This window comes from Ruegeria sp. CI5, from assembly GCF_056536885.1.
Genome location: NZ_JBQFQN010000002.1, coordinates 41,437 through 59,360 on the forward strand (window position 1 = coordinate 41,437; position 17,924 = coordinate 59,360).

Genomic DNA, 17,924 nt, shown 5'->3' on the forward strand with positions numbered 1-17,924 from the left:
ATCGCGGGATCACCTGTCAACAGAAATGCGACCGGGTTAGGCGACGTCTCCCTGCAATTGTCGGCTTAGGTTGTCAGCGGCATCCGGGGCATACCGGTCGATCAGGGCCCCCAATTCAGGCCGGCAAGACCCGCAATTTGTTCCGGCGTTCAACGCCGCGCCGATAGCGTCGACACTGATCGCTTTCCCGCACGAGATCGCGTCGACGATCGTCTTCAACCCGACGCCAAAACAGGCGCAGATGATCGGTCCGGTGTCCTTGGCATCTGCGGGTGCGCGGCCGGTCAGAAACTGTGCGGGTGGTATGTCCGGCATCGACGCAAGATAGTCCCGCATCAGGGGCAGCGGGCGCGGCGACACGAACAATGCCGCTTGCAGGCATCCGTTCTGCGACAACGCAATGCGAAATGAACCGCGGGCGGGGTCACCTGCCGTGACCGCGTCCGCATCGGTCAGCGCAAACCATTCGCGGGCGGTTTTTTCCCAATTCAGTATCCGGGCATGATCAGCCAGCTCTGTCCTGTAACCGTTGTCCGTTCGGACCGTCGCCCGGTAAGCGACCGAGGGGATCAGGGGGTTCCTGGAGACTGCAAAGGCGTACCACGCCGCCTGCATGACCGAGATCGAAACGGGTGTTGCCTTGCTTTCGGGTTGTCCGGAAATCGGATCAGTAGTGCCGGGAACCAGCATGTCCACCCGACCCGAAGGGGCCGTTTCCGCAGTCCAATGGATGGGGGCAAAGACGTGACCGATGCGAACATCTTGGGTGATGCGCGCGCGAAAAATACCACGCCCAGTGGGACTGGTGACCTCGACAAGATCTGCGCTGGATATCCCCTCGCGGGCGGCGTCCTGGGGATGAATGTCCACAAACGGCTCGGCCAGATGGGCGGACAGGCGGGCTGAAAGACCGGTCCGGGTCATGGTGTGCCATTGATCCCGTGTGCGTCCGGTGTTCATCACAAAGGGATATTTCGGTCCGGGCAGGGCTGCCGGACGCCGATGAGCAACGGGAACGATCCGGGCCTTCCTGTCGGAGTGAAAGAAGTGTCCGTCACCAAAAAATCTCTCACCTGCACCCTTGCGACCCAATGGCCAGCGGGTGGGTTCCAATTCGGCATAGCCCGCCTCGTCAATTTCGGAGAAGCCCGAAATGTCGAAGTCTTTCCCGAACTGCGCGGCGATTTGGGACATTGCGGCGTATTCCCGGAATATCTCGGCCGGTGAAGCGTAGTCGAACGCGGTTTTCCATCCCATGCGGCGGCCAACTTCGGCCAGGATGTCCCAATCCGGGCGCGCTTGGCCCGGTGACTGCAAAACGGCGCGTTGCCGACTGATGGTTCGGTCCGAATTCGTGACAGTTCCGTTCTTTTCGGCCCACCCAGCGGCCGGCAACACAACGTCGGCCAGACGCGCCGTATCGGTATTCAACGTCAGATCACTGACGACCGTGAACGAGCAGGCGGCGATTGCGCGGCTGACCCTGTCAGCTTCGGGCATTGTTGCCGCCGGGTTGGTGTGGATGATCCAAAGGGCCTTGATCTGCCCATCTTCGACCGCACGGAACATGTCCACGGCCTTCAGCCCCGGAGACTGCGGTATTGCAGGCGCCTGCCAATACGCCTGAACCGCAGCGCGATGATCGGCGTTTTCGATGTCCAGATGGCAAGCCAGCGTGTTGGCCAGACCACCCACTTCGCGCCCACCCATCGCGTTGGGTTGGCCGGTGACCGAGAACGGGCCCATTCCCGGCCGTCCGATCCGACCGGTGGCCAGATGGCAGTTCAGAATGGCGTTGACTTTGTCGGTCCCGCTGGAGGATTGGTTCACTCCCTGGCTGAAGACCGTCACGACGCGCGGGGTATTGATCCATAGATCGAAAAATGCGGCGAGTTTTTCGGCAGGCAGGCCGGTTTCCGAGATCTGGTCGTTTCCGGCCGTTTCCAGTGCGGCTTCCAGACCCGAGGTTAGCCTCACGAAGTCCGGGTCCACGGCCCCGCGCCGATGAATCTCGGTCAGCAGCCCGTTGAACAGCGCCACGTCGCTGCCCGGATTCAGCGCCAGATGCAGATCGGCCTGATCGCAGCTGGCGGTGCGGCGCGGGTCGATCACCACGATCCGGGTGCCGCGCGCCTGCCGTGCCGCCAGGACGCGCTGGTACAGAACCGGGTGGCACCACGCCAGGTTCGACCCGACCAGCACCACCAGATCGGCCTGATCCAGATCCTCGTAGGTGCCGGGCACGGTGTCGGTGCCAAAGGCCCGCTTGTGCCCGGCCACGGTCGAGGCCATGCACAGCCGCGAATTGGTGTCGATATTGGCCGATCCGATGAAGCCCTTCATCAGCTTGTTGGCCACATAGTAATCCTCGGTCAGCAACTGCCCCGAGACATAGAAGGCCACGCTGTCGGGACCATGCGCCGCGATCGTTTCGCGGAACCGGTCGGCCACCAACTGCAGCGCGTCGTCCCAGCCCACGTCCCGGCCAAAGGCGCGCGGGGCCAGCAGGCGGTGGCCCAACCCGACCGTTTCACCCAGCGCGGTGCCCTTGGAACACAACCGCCCGAAATTCGCCGGGTGGTCCGGGTCGCCCCGCACGGTCAGACCGCCGGCCCCGTCCGGGCGCAGCAGAACGCCGCAGCCTACGCCGCAATAGGCGCAGGTGGATCGCACCTCGGGCAGGTTCGAGCCGTCCATCACGCGGCGCTCCGCTCGGTGACGGCGCGGGCGTCCAGCAGGATGCGCCCGCCCTCCAGCCGAACCGGATAGGTGGTGATCCGGCCTTCATCCGCGCCTTGAGCCTCGCCCGTATTCAGGTCGAACACCCAGTTGTGCAGCGGGCAGGTCACCGACTGGCCATGCACGATGCCTTCGGACAGCGGGCCGCCCTTGTGGGGGCAAGCATTGCTGGCCGCGAACAGTTCGGCCTCGGCCGTGCGGAAGATGGCGATGCAGCCAAGACGGGTTTTCACCAGACGCGCGCCCCGCAGCGGCACGTCGTCGATATGTCCGATGTTGATCCAGCTCATTCCGCGGCCTCCAGGGTGAAATCTGCAATCGGGGCATAGTTCGGCGCCTTGTCGCGCACATGCTCGGCCCAAGGATCCTTGCGATAGATGCTCTGTGACAGTTCGAACCGCTCGACCAATGCCCGCCTGTTTTCGAGGTCGTCGACCACATTGGCCCTGACCCAGTCCATGCCGACCTTGGCCAGCCATTTGTACAGCCGGTCCAGATACTTGCCGCCCTCGCGATAGGCCTGGGTGACGGCCATCACAACCTCGATCGCCTCGTCCTCGGTCGGGACCTGGCACAGTAGCTCGGTTTCCTTGACGTCCATCCCGGCCGCTCCGCCGATGCCGATCTGATAGCCCGAGTCCACGCAGACCACGCCAATATCCTTGCAGGTCGCCTCGGCACAGTTGCGGGGGCAGCCCGAGACCGCCAGCTTGAGCTTGTGCGGTGTCCACGATCCCCACAGGATCTTTTCCAGCTTGATGCCCAACCCGGTGCTGTCCTGGGTTCCAAAGCGGCAGTGATCGGTGCCGACACAGGTTTTGACCGTGCGCAGACCCTTGGAATAAGCGTGCCCCGAGACCAGGCCGGCCTTGTTCAGATCGGCCCAGATGGCGGGCAGGTCCTCGCCCTTGACGCCCAGCAGGTCGATGCGCTGACCACCGGTGACCTTGACGGTAGGCACGTCATATTTCTCGGCCGCGTCGGCGATGGCGCGCAGCTCGGACGGGTTGGTGATGCCGCCCCACATGCGGGGCACGACGCTGAAGGTGCCGTCTTTCTGGATGTTGGCGTGTTTGCGTTCGTTGACGAACCGGCTTTGAGGGTCGTCCTGGTATTCCAGCGGCCAGTCGGCCAGCAGGTAATAGTTGATCGCCGGCCGGCAAACATGGCAGCCATTGGGCGTTTTCCAGCCCAACTCCTGCCAGACGGCGGCCTGGCTTTTCAACTCTTGCGCCTTGATCAGGCGGCGCACGTCCTCGTGGGTCAGATCGGTGCACCCGCAGATCGGTTGCGCCGCCGGCATCTGGAACTCATCACCAAGCGTGACCTGCAGGACCTGTTCGACCAGACCCGTGCACGTCCCGCAGGATGCGCTGGCCTTGGTGTTGGCGCGCACGGTGGCCAGATCGGTGGCCCCGGCGGCGATCGCCGCGACGATGGTGCCCTTGCATACGCCGTTGCAGCCGCAGATCTCTGCCTCAGGCGGCAATGCTGCAACGGCTGACAGAGGGTCCGCGGTGTCCCCCCCCTGATAGGCCGGGCCAAAGATCAGCGTGTCGCGCATCTCGTCGATGTCGGTGCCGTCCTTGATCAGGCCGAAAAACCAGCTGCCATCGGCGGTGTCGCCATACATGACCGCGCCGATCAGGCGGTCGTCTTCGATCGCCAGCCGCTTGTAGACCCCGCGCGCCGGGTCGCGGAACACGATGTCCTCGCGTCCCTCGCCCTCGGCGAAGTCTCCGGCGCTGAACAGATCGCAGCCTGTGACCTTCAGCTTGGTGGCCAGTTCCTTGACCACGAAGGCGTCCGGCTGGCCCAGCAGGGTATTGGCCACGACCTTGGCCTGATCGTAAAGCGGCGCCACCAGACCGAACAGGTGGCCGTCGAATTCGACGCATTCGCCAACGGCCAGCACATCCGGGTCCGAGCTCTGCATCTGCGCGTTCACTTCGATCCCGCAGGCCACGTCCAGCCCGGCATCGGTGGCCAGCCGGGTTTCGGGGCGGATGCCGACGGCCATCACCACCAGATCGGCGGGCAGCGTTTCGCCGCTTTCCAGCAGCACCGCCTCGGCGCGCCCCTCGCCCAGAATGGCCTTGGTCGAGGCCTGGGTCCGCACCGTGATCCCCCGCCGTTCCATATCCTTGCGCAGCAGGTATCCGGCGGCCTCGTCCAGCTGCCGTTCCATCAGGTGGCCCATCAGGTGCACCACGGTGACGGTCATGCCGCGTTCGGCCAGCCCCGCCGCGGCCTCGAGCCCCAGAAGCCCGCCGCCGATCACCACCGCGTTGCCACCCTTGGCGGCCGCGTCGATCATCGCGTTGGTGTCGTCCAGATCGCGATAGGTGATGACGCCGGGCAGGTCCTTGCCCGGAACCGGAATGATGAACGGGGCCGAGCCGGTGGCGATCAGCAGCTTGTCATAGGGCACATGACCGTTTTCGCCCTCGACCACCTTCATCTCGCGGTCGATCTTCACCACATGCTCGCCAAAGCGGCAGGCGATGCCCCGCTGCGCGTACCAGTCGCCGTCATGGGTGACGATGTCCTCATAGGTCTTATCGCCCGAAAGAACCGGGCTGAGCATGATGCGGTTGTAGTTTCCGCGCGGTTCGGCGTTGAACAGGGTGATGTCGAACGCATCCGGCGCGGTCTCGGTCAGATGTTCAAGCACGCGGCCCGACGCCATCCCGGCACCGATCACGACAAGTTTCTGTTTCATGGGGTCACTCCGCTGCAATGGCCTTGGGGGCGGGCGATTTCGGCTTGGCGCCGTGTTCGTATTCTTCGAGGAAATCCAGCACTTCCTGCCGGTAGGCGTAATAGTCGGGATGTTCGAGCAACGCCTTGCGGGTGCGCGGGCGGGGCAGGTCCACGCGGGTGATCTTGCCGATCGTGGCCTGCGGGCCGTTGGTCATCATCACCACCCGGTCGGCCAGCAGGATCGCCTCGTCCACGTCATGGGTGACGCAGATCGCGGTGACCTTGGTGCGCGACCAGACCTCCATCAGAACCTCCTGCAGCTCCCAGCGGGTCAGGCTGTCGAGCATCCCGAAAGGCTCATCCAGCAACAGCAGCTTGGGCGACAGGGCAAAGGCCCGGGCGATGCCGACGCGCTGTCTCATGCCGTTCGACAGGTCGCTGGCCTGCTTGTCCATCGCATCGGCCAAGCCGACGCGTTCCAGGTAATATTCCACCACGTCCTGCCGCTCGGCCTGGCTGGCGTTCGGATAGACCTTGTCGACCCCGATCGCCACGTTCTCTTTCGCGGACAGCCACGGGAACAGGTTGGGCGACTGGAACACCACCGCGCGTTCAGGGTCGGCACCTTCGACGTGGCGGCCATCCAGCTTGATCGCGCCCTTGGAAATCTCGTTCAGCCCGGCCGCCATGGTCAGCACCGTGGATTTGCCGCAACCCGAATGGCCGATCAGCGAGATGAACTCGCCCTTGTCGATCTTCAGGTCAAAATCCTCGACCACGGTCAGCGGCCCCTTGGGCGTGGGATATACCTTGTGCAGTTGCGAGAAATCCAGGAACCGGCTGTCGATCATGCCTTTCTGCGCCTCGGTCACGGCGGTGGGCACGCCGTGGATCGGCGTGACCTCGGGCAGGATGCGGGTGCCTTCGACCTTGGCCTCGATCCCCACATCCATCAGGTATTTGGTGACCTCGGCGCGCAGGCGCTTGAAGGTTTCATCGGTGTTCATCGCCGCCCGGTCGCGCGGGCGCGGGATCAAGACGCGGAACTCCTGCCCCAGCGTGCCGTCGGGGTTCAGGGCGATGATCCGGTCGGCCAGAATGATCGCCTCGTCCACGTCATTGGTGATCAGCACGCAGGTCTTGCGGTCGGCTTCCCAGATGCGCTCGATCTCGTCGGCCAGGTTGGCGCGGGTCAGAGCGTCCAGTGCCGACAGCGGCTCGTCCAGCAACAAGACCTCGGGGTTCATGGCCAGCGCCCGGGCCACGTTGACCCGCTGGCGCATCCCGCCCGACAATTCGGCCGGACGGCGCGTCGCCGCGTGGCTGAGGCCGACCATCTTGACGTAATGGGCCACCTTCGCGGCCTTCTCGGCCTTGGGCAGGCCCGGAAAGACCGTATCGACCGCCAGCCCGACATTGCCGCTGACCGTCAGCCACGGCATCAGCGAGTAGTTCTGAAAGATCACGCCGCGTTCCGGCCCCGGCCCCTTGATCGGCGCGCCCTTGAAGGTGACCTGCCCGCGGCTGGGCATGTCCAGCCCGGCCATCAGGTTGATCAGCGTGGTCTTGCCGGTGCCGGAAAAGCCCAGGATCACCAGGAACTCGCCCTCCTGCACCTGCAGGTCGATGCCGTTCAGAACATCGGTGCGCCCGGTGCCTTCACCGAAGGATTTCGAGACGTTTTCGAAGCTTAGGATGCTCATCACGCTCACCGGTTGTTGGTAAAGGTAAACAGGGACTGCAGCGCGTACATCACCCGGTCCAGCAGGAAGCCGATGATGCCGATGGTGAAGACTGCCACCATGATCCGGGCCAGCGAGCTGGACGAGCCGTTCTGGAACTCGTCCCAGACGAATTTGCCCAGGCCCGGGTTCTGCGCCAACATCTCGGCCGCGATCAGAACCATCCAGCCCACGCCCAGCGACAGGCGCAGGCCGGTGAAGATCAGCGGCAGCGCCGAGGGCAGCACCAGCTTGGTGATCTTGGTCCAGGTGTTCATCTTCAGAACCTTGGACACGTTCACCAGATCCTTGTCGATCGAGGCCACGCCCAACGAGGTGTTGATCAGCGTGGGCCACAGCGAACACAGCGTCACCGTGATGGCCGAGATCAGGAAGGATTTCGCGAACCAGCCGTCATTGGTGACATAGACGGCCGAGACGATCATCGTCACGATCGGCAGCCAGGCCAGCGGCGATACCGGTTTGAACACCTGGATCAGCGGGTTCAGCGCCGCGTTTGCGGTGGGCGACAGCCCCGCCGCGATGCCCAGCGGCACCGCCACGACCGTGGCGATCAGGAACCCGAAGAACACGGTTTTGATCGAGGTCCAGATCTGCTGGTAGTAAGACGGCGCGCCGGTATAGGCGACCTGCTTGACCTCGTCTGCGCGGCCGGCCTCGATTAGCTTCTGGTTCCGCTTTTCGACCATCGCCTCGAACTTGGTGCGTTTGGCGGCCTTGGCCTGAGCGTCCTGATTCAGGTTGACCATTTCCTCCCAGACCTGCGCCGGGCCGGGCACCGCCCCAAGCGAGGTCTGTACCTTGGGGGCCAGCGTCGCCCACAGCAGCAGGAAGGCGCAAATCGACAGGATTGGTACGATCAGCAGCCGCCAGATCTCGGCCATCTGGGCGCGGGGATTGTCGCCGGCGGCGGCCTTCAGAACCGGGGTGGCCCAGCTGAGGCCCAGCACCTGGAACCATTTGTCGGCGGCGTTGATGCGGGTGAATAGACGGGCGCGGCGCGCGTCCCGTGCGGCGTCTGCGTTGAATTCCGGATCGACCGTTGTCATCTGATGCGTCCTTGCGATGGCGGGGCGTTTCAGGGGTCCTGCCCGACCGCAGCCGGGCAGGGCGGTTCGGGGTCAGCCTTGGATTTCGGTCCCGACGACCTTCTGGTCGCCCTTCAGGCCGATCGGCAGGCTTTCGAGATAGGCGTTCGGCGCACGGCCATCGAAGGGAATGCCGTCGATGATGTCCTCGGCCGGGGTGGGCGCCTTGTAGCCGTCGCTGTCCCAGGGAAAGTCGGTCTCGTCCGCCAGGCCTTCCTCGACCAGAAGGAGCGCGGCCTGCAGATAGATCTCGGGCTTGTAGACCGACTTGGCGACCTCGTCATACCAGCTGTCCGGCTTGGCCTCGGGGATCTGCCCCCAGCGGCGCATCTGGGTCAGGTACCAGACCGCGTCGGAATAGAACGGATAGGTCGCGTTGTACCGGAAGAACACGTTGAAATCGGGCACCTCGCGCTTGTCGCCCTTTTCGTATTCGAACGTGCCGGTCATCGAGTTGGCGATCACCTCGTAATCGGCCCCCACATATTCCGGGCGGCTGAGGATCTCGACCGCCTCGGGACGGTTGGCATTGTCGTTCTCGTCCAGCCACATCGCCGCACGGATCAGCGCCTTGGTCACGGCCAAGGTGGTGTTCGGGTATTCCTCGGCGAATTCGGCAGTGATGCCGAATACCTTTTCGGGGTTGTTCTTCCACAGCTCGTAATCGGTGATGACCGGAACGCCGATGCCCTTGAACACCGCCTGTTGGTTCCACGGCTCGCCCACGCAATAGCCATGGATCGTGCCGGCCTCAAGCGTGGCAGGCATCTGCGGCGGCGGGGTGACCGACAGGAACACGTCCGCGCCGATCTGGCCGGTCACGTTTTCAGGGCTGTAGTAGCCCGGGTTCAGCCCCCCGGCGGCCAGCCAGTAGCGCAGTTCGTAATTGTGGGTCGAAACCGGGAACACCATGCCCATGTTGAAGGGTTTGCCCTCGGCCTTGTACTTCTCGACCACCGGAGCCAGTGCCTCGGCGCTGATCGGGTGCTGCGGGCGGCCATCGTCCATTACCGGGATATTGGGTTTCATCTCCGCCCAGACCTCGTTGGATACCGTGATGCCGTTGCCGTTCAGGTCCATCGAGAAAGGCGTGATGATATGCGCCTCGGTGCCATAGCCGATGGTCGCTGCCAGCGGTTGACCGGCCAGCATATGCGCGCCGTCCAGCTGGCCGCCGATGACGCCGTCCAGCAGAACCTTCCAGTTGGCCTGCGCCTCGAGCGTCACGAACAGACCCTCGTCCAGGAAATACCCCTGCTCATAGGCCACGGCCAGCGGCGCCATGTCGGTCAGCTTGATGAAGCCGAAGGTCAGCTCGTCCTTTTCCAGCTCCAGCATTTCTGCGGTGGCCGGCGCAACAAGGGCTGTCGTCGCAACAAGACTCAGAATGAGTTTTTTCATCTTTGTTCCTTTCGGTCCGGCCCAAACCGGGCTGGGTGGCGACCCGAGCAACGTTCGGGCCAAAAAAAAGCCGCCGACACACACCGCCGGAAGGAGAAGGCGGTTGGTCGAGCGGCTTTGCTCAGAAGTTTTGCCCAAGACATCGGGCGAATTCCTACGGTGGGCGACGTTGCCTGCCGTTGTCCTGATAAAGGCACCGGTGAGCAGATGAGTCATCCGAAATTGACGGCCATCAGGTGAAAATTCTGCAATGCAGCATAATTTGACGCTGCAGTGCAAAAAAATTAGGCGCACTTACTGGGAAGGCTCAAAAATCCGACTGTCGAAAAAGACGTTTTGCGGCAACATCAGCTTGCCGCCCGGGCCGGACACTAGCGTCGGATCGTTGCCGGCACCCTCGGGCTTTTCAGATTCGGCGGGCATGACAACACCGATTCCCTGCAGCTCGCGCCGATACAGGTCACTTTGGAACACATCGGCTGCCGTACGCTCGGCATCTGACGGATCCAGTCCATATCTTCGCGCCATGTGGTGCGCGATCCATTTGGCCTGACTGCGCCAAGGAAAGCCCGTTGCGCCTTCATGAAAAGTGACAAACCGGTCGACCTGACGCTGGTCTCCGCGCGCTGAAATCGCAAATTGGCCGGTCAGTGCCCGGTCGACCAGGTCCGCGGGAACATCCAGATAGAGCCTCTGCGCCAGCATCTCCGACGCCGTAGTCAGGCTTTCGGGATTTGAAAGCCACCGGCCCGCCCGCCAGATCGCCCGCAGCAGCGCGCCCGTCAGATGTGGTTCCGTCTGCGCCCATTCCGTTCGCACGGCCAATACCTTTTCCGGGGCACAGGACCAGATCGCGTTCCCCGGCAGCAGAAGCGCACCCACCCGGTCGTCGACGGAAAACGACCCCCACGGCTCACCCACGCAGAAAGCATCGATCTCACCGGCGGCCAGGGCCTGGGCCATCAACGGTGGGGGAACGGTGCGGATCTCAACCTGGGTCGAGGCGAGTTCCGTACCGCTGACCCAATATCGCAGCAGTTCCACATGCATGGAAAACGGAAACGGAACCCCGAAGGTCAGCGTTCCACCGGCCGCCTTTGCCAAGGCCGCTCCGGCCGCAAAAGCATCGCTGAAATCGAAGGCATAGCCATTTTCGCGCAGCCGCGCCTCCAGTTGGCGGCCAACGCCGATCACGTTTCCATTGACCGACAGGACCGATACGGCCGAAAGGGGCGTGACGATCCCCCCAAGCCCCAGCGCCATGGCCACCGGGACAGGGGACAGCAGATGTGCCGCATCAACATGTCCGAAGGCCAGCATGTCCCGCAACGAGGACCAGGACGGGGCGGGGCGCAGGTCCAAGGAGATGCCCTCGGCCTGATCATATCCCATCTCGTGCGCCACGATCAGGGGGGCCGCATCGACCAACGGCATATAGGCCGCTCGGAGCGAGACCGCCCTCATGACAGCAGCCCCGAAGCGGTCACCAGAGCCTCGGCAACATCGGCTACCCGACGATTCTGATTCATGGCGGTCTTGCGCAGCAGGGCATATGCTTCATCTTCCTGAATGCCCTTTGCTTTCATCAACAGCCCTTTCGCGCGGTCGATCACCTTGCGCTCTTCCAATGCGCGTCGGGTTTCCGCCAACTCGGTCCGCATCTGGCGCAGTACTTGGAAACGGGCGATGGCGGTGTCGATGATGGGCTTGACCCTTTCGGGATGCAGACCGTCGACGACATAGGCCGAGACACCTGCTTCGACCGCAGCTTTGGACAGGCCGCCTGCAGCCCCGGATACGAACATGGCAACCGGCCGCTCCATCGGGCCGGAGGCGGTTGTCAGTTCTTCAAGCATGTCCCGAGATGGATTGTCGATGTCGATCAGAACGACATCGGGATTGTGGACAGCAATCTTGCGCGGCAATCCAGACACGCCATCGATCACGTGCGCCTCGACGCTCCCCGCCGCTTTCAGGGCCTCGAGGATCGCATCGGCGCGGTCCGGGTTCTGTTCGACAACAACAACGGTCAACGTTTGGTTCATAACATCGAACTGACCAAGCAGGCAGGGCGAGGCAATGCCACCCTCGGAGCGCTGCGCTCAATTCTCTGGAAAGCGCCTATCCAGATGGCAGATCGTGCGCAGATGCCAAATAATTCAGCACGTTGCTGCCCCGGACATATTTGGAGATACGACCAATCAACAAAAAAGGCGCCGCAGGGCGCCTTGTTTTATTGGTCGGAGTGAGAGGATTCGAACCTCCGACCCCTGCCTCCCGAAGACCGGGGGCAATGGCCAAGTTGTTGTTTTTTGGTCAAGAGAGCCCTGTTTTACAAAGCGTTTTGCCCATGAAATCAATTTAGTCTTGGTGCCTCAGGTTCAATGAACCAAAGAGCACTGTCTACATAACTTCCGAAAGGATTGGATAAACGGCTTTCTTTGCCTTCAAGGCCCATGTTTAATCCAGAAGGGCCGGCGCAAGGTCTCTGCCTCGGGTCAAGTTGCTCACTGCTTCAACGATGGCTTTCGCATCTATGAAATGGTGTCGATAGAGATCACCGATCGTGCCAGTTTGTCCGAAGTGCTCGACGCCCATCGGAATTGTTTGGTGGCCTTGGACTGAACCGAGCCAAGCCAGCGTCGCGGGGTGCCCGTCGATCAAGGTGACCAACTTGCAGTGGCGCGGCAGCTGTGACAGCAAGACCTCGATATGCGATCTGGCGCCGGTGTTTCCACGCATTCTCGCCCGTTGTGCGGCTGTCCATCCTGCGTTCAACCTGTCCGCCGAGGTGACAGCCAGCACCCCGATGTCCCGGCGGCCTTCTCCGATCATTCCCGCTGCCTTGATCGCCTCCGGGGCGACAGCGCCTTGGTAAGCGATCACGACTTCACAGTTTGGACCCGGCGGGCGCAACCAATACGCGCCGTCGATGGTGCCTTGCCGGAAGCTGTCATCAACGCGCTTACCCGGCTGTTCGATCGGGTTCGTTGTCAGACGCAAATAGACCGAGCCCCCTGTTTCGTCCCTCAACCAGGTGCGTTCGTCAGGCTGGCCATCACCAGCGCGCTGGACGTAATCAAAGCTCCATTCCACGATCACCGCCAGTTCATCGGCAAATGCCGGTTCGAAGGCTGCCAAGCCGTCCTGGCTCATTCCAATCAGCGGAGTGCCAACGGATTGGTGCGCTCCGCCTTCCGGCGCTAGTGTCACGCCTGACGGTGTGCCCACAAGAATGAAACGTGCATCCTGGTAGCAAGCATAGTTCAACGCGTCGAGACCGCGGGAAACAAAGGGGTCATAGACCGTGCCGATGGGGATCAATCGCTTGCCGAATAGGGAATGCGACAAACCTGCTGCTCCTAGAAGCAGCATCAGGTTCATTTCGGCGATTCCTAGTTCGATATGTTGTCCATCAGGGGTGAATTCCCATTTGGACGTTGATGGAATCCGATGCTCGATAAAGGTGTCGGCCCGCTCGGTCCGGGCAAACAGCTTGCGACGGTTGACCCACGGGCCAAGGTTTGTTGTGCCGGTGACATCCGGAGAGGTCGTGACGATCCGCTCGGCCAGGCGGCTGTCGCCTTTTGACAGGTTATCCAGAATTTTTCCGAACGCCATCTGGGTTGAAATCTCTCGACTGGTGTCGACTGCTATCGCCGGCACATCCAGCTTTTCATCGGTGTATCGGCGTGGCCCCTTGGCAAAGAACGGCACCTGAGCCAGGAAATGTCGGAACGCGGCAGGGTCCTTGACGGTGGCGAAGGGCTCCCATTCATCGCCCTTTGGAACACCCATATGGGCCTGCCACTCTGCGAATTGGCGGGTATTCATCAATCCGCCGTGATTGTCCTTGTGGCCTGCGATCGGGGTGCCCCAACCCTTGACAGTGTAGGCCAGAAAACAAGTCGGTCGGTCATGGTTGATTGCGGCAAAGGAATGAGCCATGGTCTCGACGCAGTTGCCGCCTAAATTCTCCATCAATGCGGCCAGTTCGACGTCGCTGCGCCGCTCGATCAAGGCAGAAACGTCCCCCTGATCCCCAAGATCATCCAAAAGGCGCTGTCGCCAGACCGCACCTCCCATAAATGTCAGGGCCGAATATTCCTGGTTCGGACAAGAGTCGATCCAGTCCCGCAACCGGTCACCGCCGGGTTCAGTAAAAACCGCGCGCTGCAGCACCCCGTATTTTATGCGGATGACATCCCATCCGAAGGCATCGAAGATCTTCTCGATATGCTCGAACAACCCTTCGCGCACGATCCCGTCCAGCGACTGGCGATTGTAGTCTATGATCCACCAAGTGTTGCGCAGGTCGTTCTTCCAACCTTCCTGCAATGCCTCGTAGACATTCCCCTCGTCGAGCTCGGCATCGCCCACCAAGGCAACCATCCGCCCCATGGGGGCATCAGCGCCCCAAGTCTTGGCTTTGATGTAGTCTTGAATGATCGAGGCGAACGAGGTGGTTGCAACGCCAAGCCCAACCGAACCGGTTGAAAAATCAACGTCGTCGACATCCTTGGTCCGGCTGGGATAGCTCTGCACGCCGCCAAAACCACGGAAATTCTCCATCTTCTCGCGGGTTTGGTTCGCCATTAGATATTGCATCGCGTGAAATACGGGTGATGCATGTGGTTTGACGGCAACTCTGTCCTCGGGCCGTAAGGCCGAAAAATACAGTGCCGTCATGATGGACACCAAAGACGCCGAAGAGGCCTGGTGCCCACCCACCTTGATCCCGTCGACCTTGGGTCGGACATGGTTGGCATGATGGATCATCCAATGCGACAGCCACAGCAGCCTTTGTTCGACGATCTTCAACTGGGTTGGATCAATGGGCATGGAACTCTCCGGTGTCAGGCGGCGTTGCTGGCGGGGTGGGGCAGGGCCTGTGCAAGATCGGCCAGGATATCCTCGACATCCTCCAGCCCGACCGAGAGGCGGATCAGCCCGTCACTGATCCCGTGTTCGGCTCGTTCTTCTGGCGTGTAGGTCGAGTGGGTCATCGAGGCCGGGTGCTGGATCAGGGTTTCCGCGTCGCCAAGTGAAACGGCTCGCTGAATCATTTTCAGACTGTTCATGAAGGCGATCCCGGCGGACAAGCCGCCGTTGATTTCGAATGCAATCATTGCGCCTGGCTGTGACATCTGTCGCTGTGCGAGATCGTGCTGGGCAAAGCTTTCCAGACCCGGGAAACACACGTTTCGAACGGCCGGATGTCCCTCGAGAAATTCAGCGACAACCCGGGCTGACGCGCAGTGTCGATCCATGCGTAGGTTCAGAGTTTTCAACCCGCGTAGTATCAGCATCGCGTTGAATGGGGCCATGACCGCGCCAGTCATGTCCTTCATCCCAACCAGCCGAATTTCCGCGATTTGGTCGGCAGACCCGACTACTAGACCAGCGACCACGTCACCATGACCGCCCAGATATTTGGTTGCCGAATGCAGGACTATATCCGCCCCCAATTCGATCGGGCGCGTCAGATAGGGGGTGGCATAAGTGTTGTCGACGACAACTTGTGCGCCGACCGAATGTGCGATTTCGGCGCAGGCGGCAATGTCAACAAGGCGCATGTTGGGGTTGGCTGGCGTTTCGAAATACACCACGCGCGTCGTTTCCGAAACTGCGGCACTGAGGTTCTTCGTATCGGTCATGTCCACATGGGTTATCTTCACGCCCCATTTCGCCAACCCGTGCCGCATGAAGGCAAAGGTGCAGCCATAGAGCGTCTTGTCCACGATGATCTCATCCCCCGGCGATAACAGCGTCCACAACACAGCAGTGATGGCTCCCATGCCACTGGACAGCGCCAGTCCGGCCTCCGCCCCCTCGAGGCTGGCTATGCGTTGCTCCAGAAGATCGCATGTAGGGTTTGAAATACGGCTGTAGATATGACCCTGACGTTCTCCCGCGAACATCTCACCCCCGGCTTCAGCCGTTTCGAATGAAAACGTCGAAGTCAGATGCAGTGGCGGGGTCAAGGCACCGCCATTTTCCAGCGGATCATAGGCGTGGTGGATGGCGCGGGTGGCAAATCCTGTCGAACTGGTCATGGCTAGCTCCTGGTTCATGTTGAAACCAGTTTGCGCCAATACATGAGGTAATAGATTGCGAAATATGCCAACTTCTGACCAAATATTGGCAGAATCTGCTAAGGAGGTGGGAAATTGGACGACAAGGACAGACAAATCATCCGAGCGCTGCAGAGATACGGACGTATGACAAACCAGGATCTCGCCGATGAAGTGAATCTTTCCCCATCGCCGTGTCTGCGCCGTGTCAAAAACCTCGAGGCAAGCGGGGTAATAAGGGGATACAGCGCCAATGTTGACGCAGCCGCCTATGGATTGCCTATCACCGTCTTCGTTCGCATTCGTTTGGAACGTCACAATGAAACGGATGTCCAGAAATTCGAGAAACAGGTTCGGTTGATCGACGAAGTGCTCGAATGTCATGTTCTAACTGGAGCAATGGACTATCAGTTGAGGGTCTTGGTGTCTGATCTCGAAGCTTATGAAAGCTTTATCCGCAACCGGATCCACCCAATTGGCGGGATTGCTTCGATCGATACCAGTTTTGTCTACGGAACCGTCAAAGAGACGGAGGTATTTCCATCCTAATCAATCGGGTCGTTTTCCGAGCGTCTAGTCGGTTGGATGATCGCAGCCTCTGTCTTCCAGTTTTCCCTGGGCGCAGTCCCTAGGTCGCCGTCGCTATAGAGAAGACATGCAGCAAGCGCTGCGTTACTTCAGGAAGGAAAGCGATGCGCAAGAAACCTTATGATAGCTCGCGTCTGGCAAAGTTCGTTGAACGCCGGGTGCTTGAACTCAAACCGACCAAGAGCCAGGCCGATATTGCATCACAGGCCGGATATACCAACGCCAATATGATCACGATGATCAAACAGGGAAGTTCAAAGGTTGCGCTTGATCGCGTGCCTGCTCTCGCCAAGGCGTTGGAGTGCGATCCTGCTTACTTGATGCGTCTTTCATTAGAGCAGGCAATCGGAGAAACAGCCGCTGCGTCTGTTCTCGAGATTTTCGGAGATCCGGTGACCGAGAACGAACGCTCCTGGCTGAAAGCGATCCGTGAGGCCTCCGACAATTCCGATCCCCGGCTGACCAGCAGGTCACAGGCCTCGATCAAGTCGCTCTTTGGAAAATGAGAGACGAGAGTATGCACAACGAAGCATTGACGTCCAACGAGCACGCTTGGTTACGCTTCCTGCGTGAGTTGAGCAATCACAGCGACCCGGAACCCACATTGCATCAGGTCCAGCTGTTGAGACGCGTCTGCTCTCGCAGACCGAAATAACGCCGTGAGCGCCGGGGTAGTTCAAGCCATCATTGGCTGGGCTGCCTCCTCAATCCGGCTTGGAAACCCCGGCCGGGTTGCGCAAGGTTGACAAAGGTTTACATCGCTCCTGCCCGGCGGCTGTAGATGTAAACCTTTTCTTGCTTCCGAAGCCGGATTTTTAGCCAAAAGGTTTACACTAAGTTTACTCTAAGTTGACAGATTTACCCGAGAATCCGGTTTTTTTGTCGAAAATGTAAACCTTGATACAGCAACCTAGCGCAAAAGGTTCGACCTCGCAGTGAATGACTTTGGATTGGCGCAGTTGTTCGTTCTTCTGATGTGCGGTCGCGGAGCTCAGTTTCATTGGCAAGACGGTTTCCCGCACTCTGTCGCATTCAATGGCTTGTTGTCTTGCTTAGTCATGCGGTGGATGTTTCGCTCGGCACAAACCGCGCCTAGTCGAGTATCGAACGATGTAGCGGAGGCTTGGTTGGCGAAGAGCGAATGGAGCGATGAGCGCTAGAACTGCTCAAACGTCCTCAACGTTCGATATCCGTCTCTACATCAGCATTCGGCAATTGTGTGACTGGCGTCCTTGGAGCAAGCGTCACCGGCGACAGGCGCTTGCTGCGATAGAGACGCTCGAATTCGAGCGACAACAGATGCGAATGCCCCCCTGCTGTCTTTGTGCCACGGTGTCGAAACCGATGAAAACAGTCCAGAGATGTGCTCAGACCGACATTAAGGAGCCATTCGACAAAGGCCTGCACATTACGGTAGAAAAGCCAGAATTGCCGACGCTGCAAGCTGAACAAACGACAATCAACGGCGGACACCGGTCATTCTCCGCGGTTGCGAAGGAATCATCTAAAAATTGCAATTTCGAGCATTCACGCGCCTTGAAGTTGAAATATGATCCCAATGGGGGCTGGCAAACCGCTTCTGCGTGGGT

At 60.7% G+C, this 17,924-nt stretch carries 13 protein-coding genes; 2 read left to right on the forward strand and 11 right to left on the reverse strand.

Going from position 1 to position 17,924, the window contains the following annotated elements:
• Positions 1-36 precede the first annotated feature (36 nt).
• From ACR0BA_RS09035 to ACR0BA_RS09080, 10 genes are all read right to left on the reverse strand, one after another.
• Positions 37-2,697 (reverse strand): molybdopterin-dependent oxidoreductase, encoded by a 2,661-nt coding sequence (locus ACR0BA_RS09035; RefSeq protein ID WP_480727527.1) that lies wholly within the window; start codon positions 2,695-2,697, stop codon positions 37-39.
• Positions 2,697-3,029 carry a nitrite reductase small subunit NirD gene (nirD, locus tag ACR0BA_RS09040; RefSeq protein ID WP_480727529.1) on the reverse strand — a complete coding sequence of 111 codons (333 nt, stop codon included), beginning with the start codon at positions 3,027-3,029 and terminating at the stop codon, positions 2,697-2,699. The genes ACR0BA_RS09035 and nirD overlap by 1 nt, the downstream gene beginning before the upstream one ends.
• Positions 3,026-5,461 (reverse strand): nitrite reductase large subunit NirB, encoded by a 2,436-nt coding sequence (gene nirB / locus ACR0BA_RS09045; RefSeq protein ID WP_480727530.1) that lies wholly within the window; start codon positions 5,459-5,461, stop codon positions 3,026-3,028. Before nirB ends, nirD begins: the two co-directional genes overlap by 4 nt.
• 4 nt (positions 5,462-5,465) lie before the next feature.
• Positions 5,466-7,145, reverse strand: coding sequence for an ABC transporter ATP-binding protein (locus tag ACR0BA_RS09050; RefSeq protein ID WP_480727532.1), 1,680 nt, complete (start codon positions 7,143-7,145; stop codon positions 5,466-5,468).
• 5 nt (positions 7,146-7,150) lie between these two features.
• On the reverse strand, positions 7,151-8,233 hold the full coding sequence (locus tag ACR0BA_RS09055) for an ABC transporter permease (protein ID WP_480727533.1): 1,083 nt from the start codon (positions 8,231-8,233) through the stop codon (positions 7,151-7,153).
• Positions 8,234-8,305: 72 nt separating this feature from the next.
• Positions 8,306-9,673 (reverse strand): CmpA/NrtA family ABC transporter substrate-binding protein, encoded by a 1,368-nt coding sequence (locus ACR0BA_RS09060; protein ID WP_480727535.1) that lies wholly within the window; start codon positions 9,671-9,673, stop codon positions 8,306-8,308.
• A gap of 294 nt (positions 9,674-9,967) precedes the next feature.
• Positions 9,968-11,137, reverse strand: a complete 1,170-nt coding sequence (locus tag ACR0BA_RS09065) for an ABC transporter substrate-binding protein (protein ID WP_480727537.1) — start codon at positions 11,135-11,137, stop codon at positions 9,968-9,970.
• Positions 11,134-11,718, reverse strand: coding sequence for an ANTAR domain-containing response regulator (locus ACR0BA_RS09070; protein WP_480727539.1), 585 nt, complete (start codon positions 11,716-11,718; stop codon positions 11,134-11,136). Before ACR0BA_RS09070 ends, ACR0BA_RS09065 begins: the two co-directional genes overlap by 4 nt.
• A gap of 415 nt (positions 11,719-12,133) precedes the next feature.
• On the reverse strand, positions 12,134-14,515 hold the full coding sequence (locus ACR0BA_RS09075) for a 1-deoxy-D-xylulose-5-phosphate synthase N-terminal domain-containing protein (RefSeq protein WP_480727540.1): 2,382 nt from the start codon (positions 14,513-14,515) through the stop codon (positions 12,134-12,136).
• 14 nt (positions 14,516-14,529) lie between these two features.
• The gene (locus ACR0BA_RS09080) at positions 14,530-15,729 is read right to left on the reverse strand and encodes a methionine gamma-lyase (protein WP_480727542.1); all 1,200 of its coding nucleotides are present in this window, start codon (positions 15,727-15,729) and stop codon (positions 14,530-14,532) included.
• A gap of 114 nt (positions 15,730-15,843) precedes the next feature.
• Here ACR0BA_RS09080 and ACR0BA_RS09085 point away from each other — a divergent pair, with 114 nt between their 5' ends.
• A complete protein-coding gene (locus ACR0BA_RS09085; RefSeq protein ID WP_480727544.1) occupies positions 15,844-16,296 on the forward strand; it encodes an Lrp/AsnC family transcriptional regulator in 453 nt (150 codons plus the stop codon).
• A gap of 143 nt (positions 16,297-16,439) precedes the next feature.
• On the forward strand, positions 16,440-16,841 hold the full coding sequence (locus ACR0BA_RS09090) for a helix-turn-helix domain-containing protein (protein WP_480727546.1): 402 nt from the start codon (positions 16,440-16,442) through the stop codon (positions 16,839-16,841).
• 670 nt (positions 16,842-17,511) lie between these two features.
• On the opposite strand, the gene ACR0BA_RS09095 is transcribed toward ACR0BA_RS09090, so the two are convergent.
• Positions 17,512-17,808 carry a hypothetical protein gene (locus tag ACR0BA_RS09095; protein WP_480727547.1) on the reverse strand — a complete coding sequence of 99 codons (297 nt, stop codon included), beginning with the start codon at positions 17,806-17,808 and terminating at the stop codon, positions 17,512-17,514.
• Between the last annotated feature and the right edge of the window lie 116 nt (positions 17,809-17,924).

Bases quoted from the DNA above. Each gene is read 5' to 3' on its own strand.
- ACR0BA_RS09035 (WP_480727527.1), bottom strand. From the start codon at position 2,697: ATGGACGGCTCGAACCTGCCCGAGGTGCGATCCACCTGCGCCTATTGC.
- ACR0BA_RS09075 (WP_480727540.1), bottom strand. From the start codon at position 14,515: ATGCCCATTGATCCAACCCAGTTGAAGATCGTCGAACAAAGGCTGCTG.
- ACR0BA_RS09055 (WP_480727533.1), bottom strand. From the start codon at position 8,233: ATGACAACGGTCGATCCGGAATTCAACGCAGACGCCGCACGGGACGCG.
- ACR0BA_RS09080 (WP_480727542.1), bottom strand. From the start codon at position 15,729: ATGACCAGTTCGACAGGATTTGCCACCCGCGCCATCCACCACGCCTAT.
- ACR0BA_RS09070 (WP_480727539.1), bottom strand. From the start codon at position 11,718: ATGAACCAAACGTTGACCGTTGTTGTTGTCGAACAGAACCCGGACCGC.
- nirB (WP_480727530.1), bottom strand. From the start codon at position 5,461: ATGAAACAGAAACTTGTCGTGATCGGTGCCGGGATGGCGTCGGGCCGC.
- ACR0BA_RS09090 (WP_480727546.1), top strand. From the start codon at position 16,440: ATGCGCAAGAAACCTTATGATAGCTCGCGTCTGGCAAAGTTCGTTGAA.
- nirD (WP_480727529.1), bottom strand. From the start codon at position 3,029: ATGAGCTGGATCAACATCGGACATATCGACGACGTGCCGCTGCGGGGC.
- ACR0BA_RS09060 (WP_480727535.1), bottom strand. From the start codon at position 9,673: ATGAAAAAACTCATTCTGAGTCTTGTTGCGACGACAGCCCTTGTTGCG.
- ACR0BA_RS09065 (WP_480727537.1), bottom strand. From the start codon at position 11,137: ATGAGGGCGGTCTCGCTCCGAGCGGCCTATATGCCGTTGGTCGATGCG.
- ACR0BA_RS09050 (WP_480727532.1), bottom strand. From the start codon at position 7,145: ATGAGCATCCTAAGCTTCGAAAACGTCTCGAAATCCTTCGGTGAAGGC.